This window comes from Burkholderia sp. AU44665 (genome assembly GCF_030504405.1).
In the GTDB taxonomy this organism is placed as follows: Bacteria; Pseudomonadota; Gammaproteobacteria; order Burkholderiales; family Burkholderiaceae; genus Burkholderia; species Burkholderia semiarida.
Genome location: NZ_JAUJRI010000003.1, coordinates 42947 through 61701 on the forward strand (window position 1 = coordinate 42947; position 18755 = coordinate 61701).

Below are 18755 nucleotides of genomic sequence, written 5' to 3' on the forward strand. Positions count from 1 at the left end.
GCCGACCACCGCGGCCGGCATCCGGCGAACGATCAACCCGCCTGCGGCGGGACAGCCTTCGACATCGCGACCGGTTGCGCGAACGTGGCCGACGCGAGCTGCGTGCGCGCATCGCGCGCCACGCGGTTGAACGCCATACGTTGCGCGCCCTTCAGCCTCGCCGCCTTGGCCGCATGAACGAGTTCGATCGGATCGACGAGGCGGGCATGCCGGCGTACCTCGAAGTGCAGATGCGGGCCGGTCGCGGTCCCCGTGCTGCCGACCGCGCCGACACGCTGGCCGCGCATGACGCGCGCGCCGGTTCGCAGCGTCGGCTCGAACGCCGACAGATGCGCGTAGTACGACGCGTAGCCGCCGTCATGCCGAATCACCACGTATTTGCCGTAGCCGCGCGGCTCGTTGCCGATGAACGTCACGACGCCGCGCTCCGACGCATGAACGGCGCGGCCTGCCGGCGCTGCCAGATCGACGCCCGAATGCACATGGCGCACGCCGGTGACCGGATGCACGCGTGTGCCGAAGCGCGAGCTGATCCGCTTCGCGTTGACCGGCATCGCAAACCGCGCGCCGGCGAGCGGCATGCCGTCGAAGTCGTAATAGGCGCCCGGCGCGCCCGCCTTCGGCGCGAACCACACGCCCGAGACGCGCTGGCCGCGAAAACGGACGTCGAGCGCCGTCACGCGCATGCGGCCAGGCCGCCCGGCACTGTCGTCGCGTTCGAAGGCGACGCGGAAGGTATCGCCGGCCGCGGCGCGCTGCTTCGGATCGATGCGCCCGGCCAGCATGCGGGTGATCTGCGCAGCGACGCCGGCCGGCAGATCGGCGCGCGCCAGCGACGCGCGCAGGTTGCCGACGATCGCACCGGCGCGCGTGCCGCGATCCGGCTCCGCGAGCGTGAACGGCTCGGCCGACGCCAGATCGACGGTGCCCCGCTCGGCCGCCGGCTGCGCGTCCATCGCGGGCAACGCCGACGCCAGACCGTAATCGAACCGCGACGCATAGCCGCGTTCGACCGCGTCCCGCGCCGCTTCGCACAGCACGCGGTAAGCCACGCACGCGCCGAATCGAACGGCGAGATCGTCGCGATCGGCGCCCGCCGACAGGCCCGACGCATGCGCGGCGTACGCGACGTCGAGCGGCACCGCCGCCGATGCGCGCAAGCCGCCCCATGTCGTCCGGGCGGGATTGAAAAAAGGCACGTCGACAAGGTCGGGCGTTGCAGCCGTCACGGGCGCAACGGGCGCCGCGGTGTGAGTCGCCTGTGCCACCATGCCGTGCGTACCCGCCATGCAGGCCGTCACGACGGCACCGCGCAACAGCGCGCGGCTAATCGGGAAACACGGGACACCGCGCCGGGCGGATTGACCTTGTTCGCGTGCGAGACGGAAACGCAGGTTCAACCGCATGACGTCGTCACTCGCTATCGATGAAAAATCGGGAAAAGCCGGGTATCGCGGAAGAACGACCGTCACGATCCGGCAACCTGGAAGCGAGTGTATCGGCGCACGCAAAATGACCAAATAGGCCTTGTCCTATTTGGATGGACATACGCTTCGTACACGGACGAAATCGCAATTTCGCCGCGGCCCGTATTCGACCCCTTCATTCGCGCGAACCACCCGGCGCCGTGTACTGTCGAACGCTGCCGGCGGGTGAGCACAGCCACGCGCCGAACGATCTGTCTTCAACACGGAATCCCGTCATGTTTCTCGAACATCTTCATCCGGAACGCTGGACGTTCCTGTGGAATGCATTGTCCACGCTCTCCATCAAGCTGGCTGCCGGCCTGGCGCTGCTCGTCGCCGGCTGGTGGCTGTCCAAACGCGTCGGCAACTGGCTGAACCGGCTGCTCTCGAACAAGGAGCGCGTCGACGACACGCTGCGGCCGATCCTGTGCGACGTCGCCGTGTGGGGCATCCGCATCGTCGCGATCGTCGGCGCGCTGTCGCAGCTCGGCATCGAAACCGCGAGCATCGTCGCGGTGCTCGGCGCGGCCGGCCTGGCGATCGGGCTCGCGCTGCAGGGCACGATGCAGAACATCGCGGCCGGCATCATGCTTCTGCTGCTGCGGCCGTTCAAGGTCGGCGACTACATCGACGGCGGCACGGGCGTCGCGGGCACCGTCGAAGAGGTCGGGCTCTTCATGACGCGCCTCACGAAGCCGGACGGCATCTGCGAGTACGTGCCGAACAGCGCGCTGTGGGGCAGCTCGATCCGCAACTACACGCGCAACCCGACGCGCCGCCTCGATCTCGAAGTGGAAGTGTCCGTGCATGACGATATCGATCGCGCGCTCGATGCGCTGCACGCGCTGGCCGCGGCCGACCCCGACGTGCTGCAGGATCCCGCGCCGGACGTAATGGTGATGCGCTTCGACGACAGCACGGCCGTCGCGAACATGCGCGTGTGGACGCACACCGACAAGTTCTGGGCGATGCGCTGGCGCCTCGCCCGCCAGGTCCGCAAGACGCTCGCCGATGCGGATTGCGCGCTGCCGATCCGCACGCGAGAGCTGCACATCGTGCACGACGCGGAGCGCCGCGCGGACGGCGCGCGCATGCGCGTGTCGTAAGGCAGCGCACCGCCCGCGACGTTATATCCTGACGATGTCGAGCAACGCCTTCGTGCCGCTCCTTTACGTGAACTCCGACATCGCGCCGTGTTTCAGGTCGCCCTGCGGCGTGAAGCTCGTTTCCCCGTCATGCCGCGATAGACTCTGGCCGGCATCGCGACCGGCGCCGTCGCGGGTTCGCCGAGCGCGTGCCGACGAAGCGGGCCGGCGTGTCGTCGATCCAGTCGGGGCTTGTGAACAGTACTGCCGGAACGGCGGAGCGAAATGAAGTGAAGTGATGTGATGCGAGTAAACGGGTCGCGGTGCAACGCCGCGATCCGATGACGTTCGGGCCTGGTGCATGGCATACCCGTCGCACGCATTCGCCCCTGCCGATCCCCCTTCGATTTTCCCCCGTCGCGCACCGTCATTCCGGAAACCCGGACGCACAAAAAACCCCACGAAAACAAGGATATTCGGCGTCTGCGACACAGTGTCCGAGTTCGGTTATATTACGCGCCCCTTGCCACCCCGCCCCCGCAAAACACGTCGCGCGCGGCCTCTTTCAACGCAGTCTGAAGCGCCGTCCGCTCGGGCTTGCCGTCAGGGCCCCGGCGCGTGGCGCACCGTCGCGACGCAGGCGCTTGCTTGCTCGCGGGAAGCCGATCCGAAGGTGTCCTTCCGAATGGCTTCCGTGCGCAAATGCAACGGCGCACGGCGCCGATCCGGAATTCCGGATTCGCGGTCCGGATCTCCGGACCCGTGTTTCCGCGCCACGGAACCGCGCGCCGGGCGGCATGGCAAACCGATGCATTCAAGTTGAAAAAGGGATCTCTGCTGTGATCAAAACGTTACGGGTAATACTGTCGGCGCTCGCGCTGTGCGTCGCGACATCGTCCGCGCAGGCCGCCGACACGAAGAAGGTCGACGTCCTGCTGGTGGGCGGCGGCATCATGAGCTCGACGCTCGGCGTCTGGCTGCACGAACTCCAGCCGGACTGGTCGATGACGATGGTCGAGCGCCTCGACGGCGTCGCGCTGGAAAGCTCGAACGGCTGGAACAACGCCGGCACCGGCCACTCGGCGCTCGCCGAGCTGAACTACACGCCGGAAAAGGCGGACGGCAAGATCGACATCTCGAAGGCGATCGAGATCAACGAGTCGTTCCAGATCTCGCGCCAGTTCTGGGCGTGGCAGGTGAAGCAAGGCGTGCTGAAGAACCCGCGCGCGTTCATCAACTCGACGCCGCACATGAGCTTCGTGTGGGGCGACGACAACGTCCGCTTCCTGAAGAAGCGCTACGAAGCGCTGCAGGCGAGCCCGCTGTTCCGCGGGATGCAGTATTCGGAAGACTACGACCAGATCAAGCAGTGGGTGCCGCTGATGATGGAAGGCCGCGACCGCAACCAGAAGGTCGCCGCGACGTGGACGCCGATCGGCACCGACGTGAACTTCGGCGAGATCACGCGCCAGTTCGTCGGCTACCTGAAGACGCAGCCGAACTTCACGCTGTCGCTGTCGAGCGAAGTGCGCGAGATCTCGCGCAACGCCGACGGCACGTGGCACGTGTCGTGGGTCAAGCTGCACTCGGATGAGCCGCCGCAATCGGTCGACGCGAAGTTCGTGTTCATCGGCGCGGGCGGCGGCGCGCTGCACCTGCTGCAGGCGTCGGGCATCCCCGAAGCGAAGGACTACGGCGCATTCCCGGTCGGCGGCTCGTTCCTCGTGACCGACAACCCCGAGGTCGTGAAGCAGCACCTCGCGAAGGCCTACGGCAAGGCGTCGGTCGGCTCGCCGCCGATGTCGGTGCCGCACCTCGACACGCGGATCATCGACGGCAAGAAGATCATCCTGTTCGGGCCGTTCGCGACGTTCTCGACCAAGTTCCTGAAGAACGGCTCGTACTTCGACCTCGCGAAGAGCACCAACCTGCACAACGTCGCGCCGATGATGCGCGTGGGCGTCGACGAATTCCCGCTGGTGCAGTACCTCGCCGGCCAGCTAATGCTGTCCGACGACGACCGCTTCAACGCGCTGAAGGAGTACTTCCCGAACGCGAAGAAGGAAGACTGGCGCCTGTGGCAGGCCGGCCAGCGCGTGCAGATCATCAAGCGCGACCCGGTCAAGGGCGGCGTGCTGAAGCTCGGCACCGAAATCGTCGCGTCGCAGGACGGCAGCATCGCGGGCCTGCTCGGTGCGTCGCCGGGTGCATCGACCGCCGCGCCGATCATGCTGAACCTGCTGAAGAAAGTGTTCAAGGACAAGGTCGCGACGCCCGAGTGGCAGCAGAAGATCCGCCAGATCGTGCCGAGCTACGGCACGAAGCTGAACGACAGCCCGGCGAAGGTCGTCGAGGAATGGACCTACACGAGCGACGTGCTGCAGCTGTCGCCGCCGCCGAAGATCGACCTCGGCGCGCCGTCGCAGGCGACCGGCACCGCGCCGGCCCGCCCGGCGAAGGCGTCGGCCGACATGGCGCTGTAACGCGCGCGACGCCGCGCACGACCCGCGCACGACCCGCGCAGAACCTGCGCGGCACCCGCGGCACGCATTACGCCGCCCGACACGGCCGCCCTCTCCGGGGCGGCCGTTTTTCCTGGCGCGCGCCGGGCGCAGGCGCCGGCTTCCGCTAGAATTGCGGCACGCGCGACCCCGTCGCCGCCCGATCCATCACCCGCATCGACACAACCCGAGCGACCGCCGGTGCGGCCCGCGCCCGAGCCGCGCGGGCGCCGCCCGCCGTGGCCGCGCCCGGCCGGGCGCGCCATCAACCGAATTCAGCTGGAGAAAGACCGTGTTTACCTGCCGAAACCAGAGCTGCGGCACGCAGTGGGAGCAGTCCGATGTCGTCATCAAGGACGAAGGCCAGGGGCTGCTGTTCCGCTGCCCGCTGTGCGGCGCCCGCAACTATCTCGAACGCTTCGAGGACGACGAAGGCAACGTCGTCTACGAGCAGATGGAAGGCCGCCCCTACCTCGGAGACCTGTCTTGACCCAACCGACCGCCACGCCGTTCAGCGCGCTGCCGCTGACGCCCGCCACGCTCGCGAATCTCGCGCAGCTCGGCTATGTCGACATGACGCCGATCCAGGCCGCGAGCCTGCCGATCGCGCTGGCCGGCCAGGACCTGATCGCGCAGGCGAAGACGGGCAGCGGCAAGACCGCCGCGTTCTCGCTCGCGCTGCTCGCGCGTCTCGACGCGCGCCGCTTCGACGTGCAGGCGATGATCCTGTGCCCGACCCGCGAGCTCGCCGACCAGGTCGCGCAGGAAGTGCGCCGCCTCGCGCGCGCCGAGGAGAACGTGAAGGTGCTGACGCTGTGCGGCGGCACGCCGATGCGTCCGCAGGCGCAGAGCCTCGAGCACGGCGCGCATATCGTCGTCGGCACGCCGGGCCGCATCATGGATCACCTCGATCGCGGCAACCTGAAGCTCGATGCGCTGAACACGCTGGTGCTCGACGAAGCCGACCGGATGCTCGACATGGGCTTCTTCGACGACATCGCGAAGGTCGCGCGCATGTGCCCGACGACGCGCCAGACGCTGCTGTTCTCCGCGACCTATCCGGACGGCATCGCGAAGCTGAGCCAGCAGTTCCTGCGCAATCCGAAGGAAATCAAGCTCGCGGAACGCCACGACGACAGCAAGATCCGCCAGCGCTTCTATGAAGTGACCGAGGACGAGCGGCTGCATGCGGTCGGCCAGCTGCTGAATCACTACCGGCCGGTGAGCACGATCGCGTTCTGCAACACCAAGCAGCAGTGCCGCGACCTGCTCGACGTGCTGCACGCGCAGGGCTTCCACGCGCTCGCGCTGCACGGCGAGCTCGACCAGCGCGAGCGCGACCAGGTGCTGATCCAGTTCGCGAACCGCAGCTGCTCGGTGCTGGTCGCGACCGACGTCGCCGCGCGTGGGCTCGACATCGCGCAGCTCGAAGCGGTGATCAACGTCGACGTGACGCCCGACCCCGAAGTGCACGTGCACCGGATCGGCCGCACGGGTCGCGCGGATCAGGACGGCTGGGCGCTGAGCCTCGCGAGCATGGACGAGATGGGCCGCGTCGGCGCGATCGAACAGGCGCAGAAGCGCGAGGTCGAATGGCATCCGCTCGCCGAACTGAAGCCGGCGGACGACAGCGTGCTGCTGCCGCCGATGGAAACGCTGCAGATCCTCGGCGGGCGCAAGGACAAGATCCGTCCGGGCGACGTGCTCGGCGCGCTGACCGGCGACGCCGGGTTCGACGGCAAGCAGATCGGCAAGATCAACGTGACCGAGTTCTCGACCTATGTCGCGATCGAGCGCGGCGTCGCGCGCGACGCACTGCGCAAGCTCAATGCGGGGAAGATCAAGGGCAAGCGGGTCAAGGTCCGGCTGATGGACGACGAGTAAGCGGGCCGCGGCGCGGGCGGTCGCAGTACCGCCGCGCGCCGCCCCGTACGTCACCCGAGTTCGGGATAGCCGTGCGCGGCGGCTTCCCGCTCGAACCGCGCAATCGTGTCGTAGTCGGCCGGCGACAGCCGGTCGAATCCCCTCAGCCGCAGCACGCGCGCCCGCTCCGCATCGGCGGCCACCGCGCGATCGAGCGCATCCCGCAACGCGCCGACCTGCGTATCCGCCAGCGCCCGCGACGCGACGAACGGCAATCCCGGCGCGGGTGCGGTCGTGCCGATCACGCGAACATCCTCCAGCAGCCCGGGCAGCGCGTCGCGCACATACGCGAACGTCACGCAGTCGATCGCCGCGCAATCGGCTTCTCCCGACGCCAGCGCTCGCAGCACGTTCAGGTGCGAACCGAACGGCGTGACCGAGCCGAAGAACCGCCCGTCGTGCGCATGCGGCGCGACCGCGTGCCGGAATGCATTCATCCCGCTGTGCGAATCCTCGCCGTTGAAGGCCGCCCGCAACCCGCGGCATGCGGCGAGCGTCGTCGCACCGCCCGCATGCACGCGCGCCGACACGACCAGCACGCTGCGGTAGCGCGCACCGTCGCAGCCGTCCGCATCGAAAACGGGGGTCGCAATCAATCGCACGACGTCGCGCAAGCCGAGCATCCGGTACGGGTAGCCGCAGGTCTGCGACAGCAGAAGATCGTCGCGCCGCCACAGTGCCTGCAGGTCGTCGGGCACGTCGGGCAGCGCGACGCCGGCCGGCCCGCCCGCGTTCGCGAACGCATCGAGCGCGTCGCGCAGCAGCGCGCGCCACAGCGCTGCGTGGCGCGGCGTCACGTTGTACATCGGCAGGACTGCAATCCAGGCGTTCATGCGGGCATTCTACGCATCGGCAGCGGTCAGGAAGCTTATGGGCCGCGACACGATAAGCAAATGCGAATCGATTGGTTGGCGTGGGCGTGCCGCCCCGGTACCGTTCGAAGGCCTGCCGGCGCCGCCACCGTGCGATGCCGGGCCAGCCGACCGTGATCCGCGAGACACCAGCGCACCCGGGGCGAGCGCACCGGTTCCATCGCTCGTTCCCCGCACTGCCCGATCCATCCGCCTCAACGCCATGGCCGAATACTTCGACGTCGACCACGCGCGCGCGATCGCCGCGCTCCACGCCCGTTTCACCGCCCGCACCGAGTGGCCGACCTGGCTGCTCGTCGTCGTGATCTACGGCGGCTGGCTCGCCGTGCTACTGCTCGTGCGCGACGGGCACCTGTCGCGCGCCGCCGCGACGCCGCCGCTGATCCTGCTCGGCGCGTGGCACCTGTCGCTGCAGCACGAACTGCTGCACGGCCATCCGACGCGTTCCGCCCTGGTGAACAAGCTGCTCGGCTATCCGCCGCTGACGGTCTGGTATCCGTACACGCTGTATCGCGACACGCATCTCGAGCATCATCGCGACGAGGACCTGACCGTGCCAGGCGTCGATCCCGAAACGAACTACGTGACGCGTGAACGCTGGGCGCGGCTGCCGCGCTGGCGCCGGGCGCTGACGGTCGCGCGCAAGACTTTCCTCGGACGCCTCGTCGTCGGGCCGCCGCTCGCCATCGCCACGACGCTGCGCGATGCGTTCGCCGCGTTCCGGCGCGGCGACTTCCGTTATCTGCCGATGTGGTTGGCTCACGTCGCCTGCGTGGCCGCGCTGCTCGCGTGGCTGCACTGGGCGATCGGCGTGCCGTGGTGGTACTACCTGCTGGCCGTCACGTGGCCCGCGCTGTCGCTCGCGATGATCCGCTCGCTGTACGAGCATCGCGCCGCGCCGCATCCGAAGGCGCGCATCACGATCAACGAAGCCGGCTTCGCGATGCGGCTGCTGTACCTGAACAACAACTATCATCTCGTCCATCACGACCTGCCGAAGCTGCCGTGGTACGACCTGCCGCGTGCGTACCGGATGCGGCGCGACGCGTATGCGGAGAAATGCGGCGGCTTCGTGATCCGCGGCGGGTATCGCGCGCTGCTCGCGCGCCATGCGTGGACGCCGACCGATTCGCCCGTGCATCCGTTCGACGAGGGCACGGCTTCGCTGTCGACGGGCAGCGGGATCAAGGTGGCGGTGGTCGACAGGGTGCTGCAGATCAGTACGTGATGTCGGCCCGCGCGTTTCGGCACCCATCCTTACGAAAAGCCGACAGCGCGGTTCGCCGCCCGTGAATTGCCAATTGCGTCGGCAATGCCCAGAATGGCCGCTCATCCGGCGCTTCCGACGACCATTCGCCCGGCTCCGCCGCACAGCCGCGCGCCGCATTTCCCCGACGACGATGCAACCGAACCCCCCACCCGGCGCGATCCGCGCGATCGGCAACGACTGGTCCGTTTCCGCGATCACCGCGGGTTTTCTCGCGGTCCTGATTTCATACGCGGGCCCGCTCGCGATCTTCTTCCAGGCGTCGCAGGCCGCGCATGCGTCCAACGACATGGTGTCGTCATGGGTCTGGGCGATCTCGATCGGCGCCGGTGCATCGGGCCTGTTCGCGAGCTGGAAGCTGAAGGTGCCGGTCGTCACCGCATGGTCGGCGCCCGGCACCGCGCTGCTCGTCGGCCTTTTTCCGCAACTGACGCTCAACCAGGCCGTCGGCGCGTACATCACGGCCGCGCTGATCATCCTCGTCATCGGCATCACCGGCTATTTCGACCGGCTCGTGCGCCACATCCCGCGCGGCATCGCCTGCGGCATGATGGCCGGCATCCTGCTGCCGTTCGGCATGCATGCGTTCTCCGCGGCGACCGCGCAGCCGCTGCTCGGTTTCGGGATGATCGCGGCCTACGTGATCTTCAGGCGCCTGCTGCCGCGCTACAGCATCGTGCTCGTGCTGCTCGCCGGCGCCGCACTCGCGACGCTGCTCGGGATGACGCATCTCGGCAACGTGTCGCCGAGCCTCGCGCGGCCGATCTTCATCGCCCCCGAATGGACGCTCGGCACGACGCTCAGCCTCGCGCTGCCGCTCGTCGTCGTCAGCCTCACGGGCCAGTTCCTGCCGGGAATGACGATCCTTCGTGTTTCGGGCTATCACACCAGCGCACGGCCGATCATCACGGCGACCAGCGTGATGTCGCTGGTCGTCGCATGCTTTGGCGGAATCACGATCGTGCTCGCGGCGATCACCGCGGCGCTGTGCACCGGCAAGGACGCGCACGAAGATCCGGACCGGCGCTATATCGCGGGCATCGCGAACGGCGTGATCTATCTGATCGGCGGACTCTTCGCGGGGACGATCGTCACGCTGTTCTTCGCGCTGCCGAAGGCGTTCGTCGCGATTCTGGCCGGGCTCGCGTTGATCGGCGCGATCAGCGCGAACGTGCACGGGATTTTCGAGGACGACGATCATCGCGAGGCGTCGGTGATCACCTTCCTCGCAACCGCGTCGGGGATGACGTGGCTCGGGCTCGGGTCCGCGTTCTGGGGGATCGTGATCGGGTCGGCGGCGTATGTGGTGTTGAACAGGGTGCGGCAGCCTGCATGATGCGCCCCCTGCGCGGCCACTTCCCTTACCGCGCCGGCTGGCGCACCAGTTGCGCGAACGCATCGGCCAGCGTCGTCGTACCGTAGGCCCGCTCGGACACATCGGCCTCGACATCGATCCGCCCCGCGTTATGCACGTCGTACAGATCGACGATCAGCTGTGCATGGCGTTCGCTGAGCCCGGCGCGCAGCAGCGTCGCGCTCCACGTGTCGCGCGGCAGTTCGTGCGCGACGATCGCGCGGCCCGCCGCCGCGCCCAACGTATCCGCGATCGCGGCCACGCTCACGCGCCGCGGCCCTTCGACGCTGACGATGCGCGGCCCGCGTCCGCCCTCCGGCGCATCGCGCAGCAGCCGCGCCGCAACGACGCCGACATCGGGCGCCCAGACCGTCGGAAACACCTTGCCGACCGGATGGTGGAAGCTCGGCAGCACGCCGGTGCCGAGCGCGACCGGCAGCACGCGCGCCCAGTTCTGCAGATGCTCGGCCGAGCGCAGCAGCGTCAACTGCGTGGGGATCGTCTTCAACCGTTCCTCGAAGTCATGGAACAGGCGCGTGATACCCGTATTGCCTTCGAGCTCCGCGCCATAGTCCGACAACGCGAGCAGCGCGGGCGGCGGGTTCGCGGCGAGCGCGGCGGCCGCCACATCGATCGTCCGCGTCATCGTCGCGGCCGGATCGGCGTCGGCCGTCGGCACCGGGCACAGTATCTGCACGGCCCGCGCGCCGTCGATCGCCGCGGCGATCGCGTGCGCGTCGGTCAGGTCCGCGATCGCGACATCGCAGCCGAGCTGCGCGAAACGTTCACGATGACTTGCGTCGCGCAGCACCGCGCGCACGGAATGGCCTGCGTGGCGCAAGGTCGTCACGGTCGACAGGCCGACGTTGCCGGATGCTCCGAAGATCACGAACACGGTTCGCTCCTGGGGGGATGAAGGTGACGTGATTGTCGGGCCGCTCGGCGCGGACGGCGAGCAGGAAGAGATGAACAGCGCAGGAAACGATGATGGATCGGGTTGCGGCTGCAATGCGAGTCGTTCGCGGCTTCCCTTGTCGCTTCGAATCGTACGGTCTGCCCCCGGACGGGGGCGCACGCGGCAATCGTCCAACAGCCTGTTGGACGGTCACTCCGGGATCCGATGCGGCAACTCATACCCGGTGCGAAGTCATCGCTCCGTCATGCCGGGCGCCCCCTTCTCCCCGTCATAAGCCAGCCGCAACCCACCGCGCATACCCGACCGCGCAATCTCCGTCGGCGTCGCACCGAGCACGCGGTTCATCCAGTTCGCCATGTGGCTCTGATGCGCAAAGCCCGCCTCCAGCGCGATCTGACTGATGCTGAGCCGGCCTTCGAGCAGCAGCGCCTTCGCGCGCTCCACCCGGCGCCGCACGACGTACTGGTGCACGGGCATCCCCAGCGTTTCACGGAACAGCACCTTGAAATGCGGCACGCTGATCGACACCAGCGCCGCGAGCTCGGCCAGCGTCATGCGCCGGTCGAGATTCGCCTCGACATAGTCGATCACGCGCGCCGCCGCCTTCGGCGCCAGCGTGCGCCGACGTTCGCGAAACGCCGGCTGGCCGTCGACCAGCCGCGCGACGAGCGCTGTGCACAGGCTTTCCGCGTACAGCGGATCCGATGCGTCTTCCGCTTCGAGTTCGGCGGCCATCGCCCACGCGATGTGCTGCAGCCGAGGGTCGCGCACCTGCAGCCGCCGGCGAATCTGCGCGTGCGACGGCTTCAGTTCGAGCTGTTCGACCGTGCGCCGCACGAACGTATCGCCGAGCGCGATGTGCAGGATCCGGCAGTCGGCGCTGTCGGTCCACTGGCCGGGCAAGCCGGCCGGAATCACGTCGACGTCGCCGTGCGCCTGGATGCGCGACACGCGCTCGCCGTCGCACACGCAGTCGGCGCGCACCGGCGCGCCGATATGCACGCCGATCCGGTGATGCTCGGCCGCCGGAATCCGGTACGTGCCGGCACGGATTTGCAGCAGCGACGCGCCGAAGCCGCGCCAGCCCCGCCCGCGGCTGGAGCGCAGGCTGACCGGAACGCCGTTGTCCGCCGGCGCGGCAAGAATCGGATCGCTCATTGAGGGTCTCCACCAGATCGGGTGCCGAACGCACATTGTGACGCGTTTCGGGCCGGCGCGCCGGCCCTGCGTGGCCGCCGTCGAGTCGAGCATAAAAAAGATCATCCGTTTCTGCTCGGGACGATCCTTGCGTGCGCGCCGGCTGGCGCCGCGAAGCCTACGATGGCCTCATCCGACACCTACGGAGCCCCGTCATGCCCCATGACTGCCCGCTACGCGCGGCGTTCATCGCGCCCTTGCCTTCCACCGCTCGCGCTTCATCCGCCCCCGGCTCCCGCCACCGCCGCACCGCCATCGCCGCGTGGTGCCTGCGCGTGGTCGGCTGGTACGGGCTCGAACGGCTGCTCGCGTCGATTCCCGACAGCAACGACGACTTCGCGCTCGTCTGACCGGCCGGTCGACACCCCGCCTACTTGCGCCGCCGCTCGTGCGGCGCGGCCGACGCCCCGTCGATCACCGGCGCGCCCTGCTTGATCAGGAAGTCGCGGAACAGCCCCGTCACCTGCGAGATCCGCCGGTCGGCGAGCGTCACCACATACCATTCGCGCTCGATCGGGTTGCCGGGAAACGGCAGTTGCCCGAGCAGCCCCGTGCGCAATTCGAGCGCGCACGCATGCAACGACAGGAACGCGACGCCGAGCCCCGCTTCGGCCATCTGCTTGATCGCCTCGTTGCTCGACAGTTCGGAGCCCACATGAAAGCGGTAGCCCGCGTTCTTGAACAGGCTCTCGACGGTCGAGCGCGTGCCCGCGCCGCGTTCGCGCACGAGCAGGTGCGCGGATTCGAGATCCTTCAGCGCGACGCGCTTGCGCTGCATCAGCGGATGACCGGGCGCCGCGACGAACACCATCGGATGCTTCGCGAATTCGACCGCGTGCGTACGCAGCTCCTTCGGCGCGCTGCCCATCACCGCGAGATCGATTTCATGCGTCGCGAGCATGCGGATGATGTCGTCGCGGTTGCCGACCTTGAAATACGTCTTCACGTGCGGGCGCGTCGCGGTGAATTTGACGAGCAGCGGCGGGATCAGGTATTCGGCCGTCGTGATCGCGCCGATCCGCAGCGTGCCGCCGAGATCGCCCGTCAGCGCGGCCACTTCGTCGCCGGCCTCGCTCCACAGATGCAGGATCTCGCGCGCGTAGCGCGCCACGATCTCGCCGGCCGCGGTCAATTGCACGCCGCGCCCGACCCGCTGCAGCAACGCGGCGCCCACGGCCTCCTCGAGCAGGCGAACCTGCAGCGACACGGCCGGCTGCGTCAGGTTCAGCTCCTCGGCCGCGCGCGACACGCTGCCGAGCCGCGCGATCATGTCCAGCGCCTTCAACTGCCGGAACGTCGCGGTCTTTCCTATAAGTGAATACATATGAGTCGCTTATAAACATTAAATTGTTCGACTGGGTACGAAACTATATCGTCGGCTCTTGAGCAATGTCATGCGAATCGTCATTCAGCGGGAGCCCACCATGGACAACACCACGCCCAACCTTGCAACGGACCGCGCACCGCGCCTGCCGCGCATCGTGATCGTCGGCGGCGGCGCCGGCGGCCTGCAGCTCGCCACGCGTCTCGGCGATACGGTCGGACGCCGCGGGCAAGCCGAAGTCGTGCTCGTCGACCGCTATCCGACGCACTTCTGGAAGCCGCTGTTGCATGAAGCCGCGTCGGGCCATCGCGATCCGGCTTCCCACACGATCGAATACGCGGCGCAGGCGAAGCGCCACGGCTTTCGCTTCGTGCAGGGCGCGCTGCAGCGGGTCGACCGCGCGGCACGCACGGCGACGATCGCAGCCGTGCAGGATGCGGACGGCACGGAGGTCCTGCCGCAGCGGACGCTCGACTATGACGATCTCGTGCTGGCGGTCGGCAGCGTGACGAACTTCTTCAACGTGCCGGGCGCCGAGCGTCATGCGCTGCCGCTCGAAAACCTCGACCAGGCCGAGGATTTCCGCCGCAAGTTCCTCGCTGCGTGCACGAAGGCGAACCATCTGGCCGAGCAGCAGCCCGCGCGGCGCGCGGCGCCGATCTCCATCAACGTGATCGGCGCGGGCGCGACCGGCGTCGAGCTGGCCGCCGCGCTGCGGCACGCGATCCAGCAACTGACGACGTACCGCTTCAAGGCGCTGGTGTCCGCGCGCGACGTGCACATCCGGCTGATCGAAGGCGGCCCGCGCATCCTGCCGGCGCTCGACGAACGGTTGTCCGGCAAGATGCACGCGCAGCTTCGCGCGCTGAACGTCGACGTGCTGACCGATACGCGCGTGGCGGAAGTCGGCGCGGATGCCGTGACGACCGCGACCGGCGAACGCCTCGCGAGCGACATCACGATCTGGGCGGCCGGGGTCGCCGGGCCCGCGATGCTGCGGGACATCGGCGACATCGCGCTCAACCGGTCGAACCAGGTGATCGTGACCGACACGCTGCAGACGCCCGACGATCCGCACGTGTACGCGTTCGGCGACTGCGCCGCGTGCCCGTCGACCGGTGCGGGCGGGTTCCTGCCGCCGCGCGCGCAGGTCGCGCACCAGCAGGCCGTGTATCTGGTCAATGCATTCGCGCGCCGCGTCGCCGGCAAGCCGGTAGCCGGCTTCACGTTCCGCGATGCGGGCACCGTCGTGTCGCTCGGGCACGCGGGCGCCGTGTACCAGGCGGGCATCGGCGTGCGCTCGCGCTCGCTGATCGTCGACGGGCTGGCGGCGATCGGGCTGTACAAGTTCCTGTATCGCAAGCACCTGTTCAACGTGGTGGGCATGAAGCGCGCGCTGTTCCAGTCGCTGAGCCACTGGCTGCAAAGCCGTCACCAGCCGTCGATCAAGTTGCACTGAGCAACGACTCACACACGGCATCGCAACACGGCATATCGCGTGGCCATCGCCCGATATGCCGTATTTCCCTATGCATATGCGTGATTCGTCCGCAATGCGCGCCACACTGGTGCATCACGTTGAAGGCCGCCGATACGACGCCATTCCGGCGGGACATGCCGCGCGACACGCATCCCGCGCCCGCTGTGGCTGGCCGCCCCATTCATTAGTCGGATCGTATGAGTCGGCTAAAAATATTAATTGGTCGCGTTTTCCGGATCGACGCTAAGGTGTGAGGCATTCCCGTCGGCGAACGGATCATCACGTTTCTGAAAAGGAATCACCGTGGTCATCGAAGCCATCGTCACCCGTCTCGACGCAGCATTCGCGCAGATCGAAGCAACACCGGATTCGCGCGAATCGCGCAACCAGCGCGACGCGATCATCCAGTGGCTCGACCGGGCATCGGAAGAAGGCTATCGACTCGGTCTCGTCACGACGCTGCCGGCCGCGCGGCTCAGCGACATGTTCGAAGGCCAGTTCGGCCGCGCGAACCTCGACCGCTTCTCGGTCGTCGTCACGGACGCCAATCGACAGGAGTCCGGATCGAATCAGCATCCGTTCGATGTCGCGCTGCAAGCGCTCGGCGTGCCGCCGGAGCGCGCGGTCGGGATCGCGAGCAGCGAGCGGGAACGCCGCGAGGCCGAGCATTTCGGGCTGTCGCGCTGCGTGAGCATCACCGATACGGTGCGCTCGATCGCATCGGCCGAGCTGCACTGAACGCCGGCACACGAGCCGGCCGCGGCCGGCCGTCATCGTCGCTCCGGCGGCAATCGGGCGCGTGCCCACCCGCATCCTGACATTCTGCTGTCAAAGTCGCTTGCGACACTTCGGGGTTCGATCACATCCCCGGAAACGGACGACGCGCATGCGCATCGTCCGATCCGTTGCCCGCCACGATGACACGCCCGACCCGCACCGCCGCCGCCCTCACGATTGCCTGCCTGTTGCTCGCCGCTTGCGGCGGGAATGACTCGACAGCGCCTGCCACGTCGGCCGACAACAACGGCACGGCGCCGGCCCCGCAGCCGCAGCCGCAGCCCACGCCGGCCCCGGCACCCGCGACCTACTACCAGACGAAGACGCCGTACCGTCCGCAACAGGACGCCGCGACGTACGAAGCGCCGCCGGCCGGCTACGCGCCCGTCTATACCGAACTCGTCGCCCGTCACGGCTCGCGCGGGCTGTCGGGCTTCAAGTACGACGGCGCGATCTACGCGATGCTGCTCAAGGCCGAGGCCGACGGCGCGCTGACCGCGCTCGGCGCGCAGCTCAAGGCCGACACATACGCGATGATGAAGGCCAATGCGCTGCTCGGCTACGGCGTGCAGGGCATCTCGACACCCGGGTACGGCAACCTCACGCAAGCCGGCATCCGCGAACATCAGCAACTCGCCGCGCGTCTCGCGCAGCGGCTGCCCGCGCTGTTCGCCGCCGGCAACCGGCAGGTGGTGGTGGTCAACTCGGGCCAGGATCGCGCGGTCGACAGTTCGACGTATTTCTCGGCGGCGCTCGTTGCCGCGCAGCCGGCACTGGCGTCGGCCATCACGCTGCCGGCCGCGCCGTCCGGCTATCCGGCGAGCGCGCCGGTCGCGCAGCCGGCCGGCACCAATCGTTTCCTGCTGTATTTCCACGCGTTGAAACCGGCCACCGATCTCGTGACCGACGCGAGCGATCCGTACTACGCGACCTATCAGGCGAGCCAAGCGTACCAGGCCTATGCAAACGACGCGACGGTGGCCGCGAAGCTGAAGGCGATCAAGGCCGCGCCGCAAGCGGCCGACGTCGCGCAAACGGTGCTGTCCGCGCTCGTGTCGCCCGCCTTCATCGCGAAGCTCGGCGCCGACGGCTACACGTTCGCGAATACCGGCACCTATGCGTTCACGTCGACCGACGGCAAGTTCACCAACACGCTGAAGGGCGACGGCAAGACGAAGATCGCGACGGCCGTCGACGCAGTGAACGTGCTGTACAACCTGCTGCAGGTTGCGCCTGCGATGACCGCTGAAACCGGCGGCGTCACGATGGAGAAGTACATCGGTGCCGAGCAGGCGCAGTATCTCGCGTACCTGCAGGATGCCGAGGACTACTACCAGAAGGGCCCCGGCATCCAGGAAGCAAACCCCGTAACGTACCGGATGGCGAAGGGGCTGCAGGACGATTTCTTCGCCGAGGTCGACGCGATCGCGCGCGGCGACCTGACGCACGCCGCGAAGCTGCGCTTCACGCATGCGGAGGTCGTGATTCCGTTCGCGTCGATCATGAACCTGAAGAACGTGTTCGTGCCGACGCCTCAGTCGCAGACGTACACGTATGCGAACAACCCGTGGCGCGGCGATCAGGTATCGCCGATGGCCGCGAACATGCAGTGGGACGTCTATCGCAACGGGTCGCGGCTCATCGTGAAGATGCTGTACAACGAGCGCGAGACGGATTTCCAGGCCGCGTGCGACGGCGCGAAGATCGCGCCGGGCAGCCACTTCTACGACTACGCGGCGCTGAAGCAGTGTTACGGCTATCAGTGACGTGATGCGCGGGGCCTTCTGGCCGGAACCGCACGTTGAAACCCGGACGGCGCGGACCGTCCGGACTTCGCTACACACGCCGCGTCCCGCTAGACCTTGCGCACGCCGTTCTGAAGCAGCGCCTGGCGCAGGAATGCCAGTTGTCCATCGTCCAGCACGCGCTTCGGTACCACGCGGAACATCACCGATGACTGATAAAGCAGGATCATCTGACGATCCTCGCTCCAGTGAATGAGATCCGCATAGCGAATTTCGTCGCGCGAAGTCGGCGTTTCGACAACGAAGCGGTCGCCTTCGAAAATGACCGTGTAACGCTGATGAAGCGCCCTTTGCTGGTCGTAAATCTTGCGGCCTGCGCGCGGCATGATCAGGTGATTCAGAACGGGCACGCCGATCGCCACGACAGCCGCGATTCCCGCGGCCATCCAGACATGGCGCCATTCCGGAAAATGTCCGCTTGCTACCCGGACACCGCCGACCAGCAGCACGACGTACACGATCGCAAGAGTCGCAAACGACTTGAGCAGGGCTTTCCCGTTGTACCTGCGCCAAAGATTCAGGCGGTATGCGTGGACGAGATCATCCGGGGTTATTTGAAAAACGACTTCGGTATCGCTCGTGGGCATGGGCGGGCTCGGAATGTTGTCTGGTTCCTGGATTTGCTGTGGATGCGTCACCGCGGGCTGCGCGATCCAGACGGCCGGCAGTGCACGCGCACGATGACGTGCAAACGAAGCCGCGCGATATCGCCTGCCGGTCGATGCACGGCGACAATATACCTGCGTGAATGACGTCCACGCGGGGCGCAGCCGGCGGCCGGCGCGGGC

At 67.8% G+C, this 18755-nt stretch carries 16 protein-coding genes; 10 read left to right on the forward strand and 6 right to left on the reverse strand.

The annotated features are described in order from the left end of the window. Window positions 1-32 precede the first annotated feature (32 nt). Window positions 33-1406, reverse strand: coding sequence for a M23 family metallopeptidase (locus QZM15_RS08700; RefSeq protein WP_302106205.1), 1374 nt, complete (start codon window positions 1404-1406; stop codon window positions 33-35). Between the two features lie 296 nt (window positions 1407-1702). Between QZM15_RS08700 and QZM15_RS08705 the strand changes: the two genes are divergently transcribed. The 4 genes from QZM15_RS08705 (at window position 1703) to dbpA (ending at window position 6936) form a co-directional block, all read left to right on the forward strand. Then, entirely contained in the window at window positions 1703-2572 is an 870-nt protein-coding gene (locus tag QZM15_RS08705) for a mechanosensitive ion channel family protein (protein WP_059645234.1), read from the forward strand. A 776-nt stretch (window positions 2573-3348) separates the two neighbouring features. Beyond that, window positions 3349-5034, forward strand: coding sequence for a malate dehydrogenase (quinone) (gene mqo / locus QZM15_RS08710; protein ID WP_302106206.1), 1686 nt, complete (start codon window positions 3349-3351; stop codon window positions 5032-5034). A gap of 310 nt (window positions 5035-5344) precedes the next feature. Continuing rightward, window positions 5345-5542 (forward strand): hypothetical protein, encoded by a 198-nt coding sequence (locus QZM15_RS08715; RefSeq protein ID WP_006483193.1) that lies wholly within the window; start codon window positions 5345-5347, stop codon window positions 5540-5542. Beyond that, window positions 5539-6936, forward strand: a complete 1398-nt coding sequence (gene dbpA / locus QZM15_RS08720) for an ATP-dependent RNA helicase DbpA (RefSeq protein ID WP_060314736.1) — start codon at window positions 5539-5541, stop codon at window positions 6934-6936. The genes QZM15_RS08715 and dbpA overlap by 4 nt, the downstream gene beginning before the upstream one ends. A gap of 50 nt (window positions 6937-6986) precedes the next feature. On the opposite strand, the gene QZM15_RS08725 is transcribed toward dbpA, so the two are convergent. Continuing rightward, entirely contained in the window at window positions 6987-7808 is an 822-nt protein-coding gene (locus tag QZM15_RS08725) for a phosphate/phosphite/phosphonate ABC transporter substrate-binding protein (protein ID WP_302106207.1), read from the reverse strand. Between the two features lie 241 nt (window positions 7809-8049). On the opposite strand from QZM15_RS08725, the gene QZM15_RS08730 reads away from it, so the two are divergent. Together QZM15_RS08730 and QZM15_RS08735 are read left to right on the forward strand one after the other, a co-directional pair. Continuing rightward, window positions 8050-9075 carry a fatty acid desaturase gene (locus tag QZM15_RS08730; protein WP_124862268.1) on the forward strand — a complete coding sequence of 342 codons (1026 nt, stop codon included), beginning with the start codon at window positions 8050-8052 and terminating at the stop codon, window positions 9073-9075. A 172-nt stretch (window positions 9076-9247) separates the two neighbouring features. After that, the gene (locus QZM15_RS08735; RefSeq protein ID WP_302106208.1) at window positions 9248-10450 is read left to right on the forward strand and encodes a benzoate/H(+) symporter BenE family transporter; all 1203 of its coding nucleotides are present in this window, start codon (window positions 9248-9250) and stop codon (window positions 10448-10450) included. A gap of 25 nt (window positions 10451-10475) precedes the next feature. Here the strand turns inward: QZM15_RS08735 and QZM15_RS08740 are convergent, their stop codons facing one another. Continuing rightward, window positions 10476-11363 (reverse strand): NAD(P)H-binding protein, encoded by an 888-nt coding sequence (locus tag QZM15_RS08740; RefSeq protein ID WP_302106209.1) that lies wholly within the window; start codon window positions 11361-11363, stop codon window positions 10476-10478. 252 nt (window positions 11364-11615) lie between these two features. Then, on the reverse strand, window positions 11616-12542 hold the full coding sequence (locus QZM15_RS08745; protein WP_275905524.1) for an AraC family transcriptional regulator: 927 nt from the start codon (window positions 12540-12542) through the stop codon (window positions 11616-11618). A 194-nt stretch (window positions 12543-12736) separates the two neighbouring features. Here QZM15_RS08745 and QZM15_RS08750 point away from each other — a divergent pair, with 194 nt between their 5' ends. Next, the gene (locus QZM15_RS08750) at window positions 12737-12931 is read left to right on the forward strand and encodes a hypothetical protein (RefSeq protein ID WP_089465918.1); all 195 of its coding nucleotides are present in this window, start codon (window positions 12737-12739) and stop codon (window positions 12929-12931) included. A 20-nt stretch (window positions 12932-12951) separates the two neighbouring features. On the opposite strand, the gene QZM15_RS08755 is transcribed toward QZM15_RS08750, so the two are convergent. Further along, entirely contained in the window at window positions 12952-13905 is a 954-nt protein-coding gene (locus QZM15_RS08755; RefSeq protein ID WP_059574736.1) for a LysR family transcriptional regulator, read from the reverse strand. A 100-nt stretch (window positions 13906-14005) separates the two neighbouring features. Here QZM15_RS08755 and QZM15_RS08760 point away from each other — a divergent pair, with 100 nt between their 5' ends. The 3 genes from QZM15_RS08760 to QZM15_RS08770 all read left to right on the forward strand — a co-directional run bounded on the left by QZM15_RS08760 (window position 14006) and on the right by QZM15_RS08770 (window position 17928). Further along, complete coding sequence (locus QZM15_RS08760) at window positions 14006-15364, forward strand: NAD(P)/FAD-dependent oxidoreductase (RefSeq protein WP_275905301.1); 1359 nt, start codon at window positions 14006-14008, stop codon at window positions 15362-15364. Window positions 15365-15688: 324 nt separating this feature from the next. Next, window positions 15689-16123 carry a phosphatase gene (locus QZM15_RS08765; protein WP_275905300.1) on the forward strand — a complete coding sequence of 145 codons (435 nt, stop codon included), beginning with the start codon at window positions 15689-15691 and terminating at the stop codon, window positions 16121-16123. Between the two features lie 179 nt (window positions 16124-16302). Continuing rightward, window positions 16303-17928 (forward strand): histidine-type phosphatase, encoded by a 1626-nt coding sequence (locus tag QZM15_RS08770; protein WP_275905299.1) that lies wholly within the window; start codon window positions 16303-16305, stop codon window positions 17926-17928. An 89-nt stretch (window positions 17929-18017) separates the two neighbouring features. Here the strand turns inward: QZM15_RS08770 and QZM15_RS08775 are convergent, their stop codons facing one another. Further along, window positions 18018-18554, reverse strand: a complete 537-nt coding sequence (locus tag QZM15_RS08775) for a YcxB family protein (protein ID WP_275905298.1) — start codon at window positions 18552-18554, stop codon at window positions 18018-18020. Between the last annotated feature and the right edge of the window lie 201 nt (window positions 18555-18755).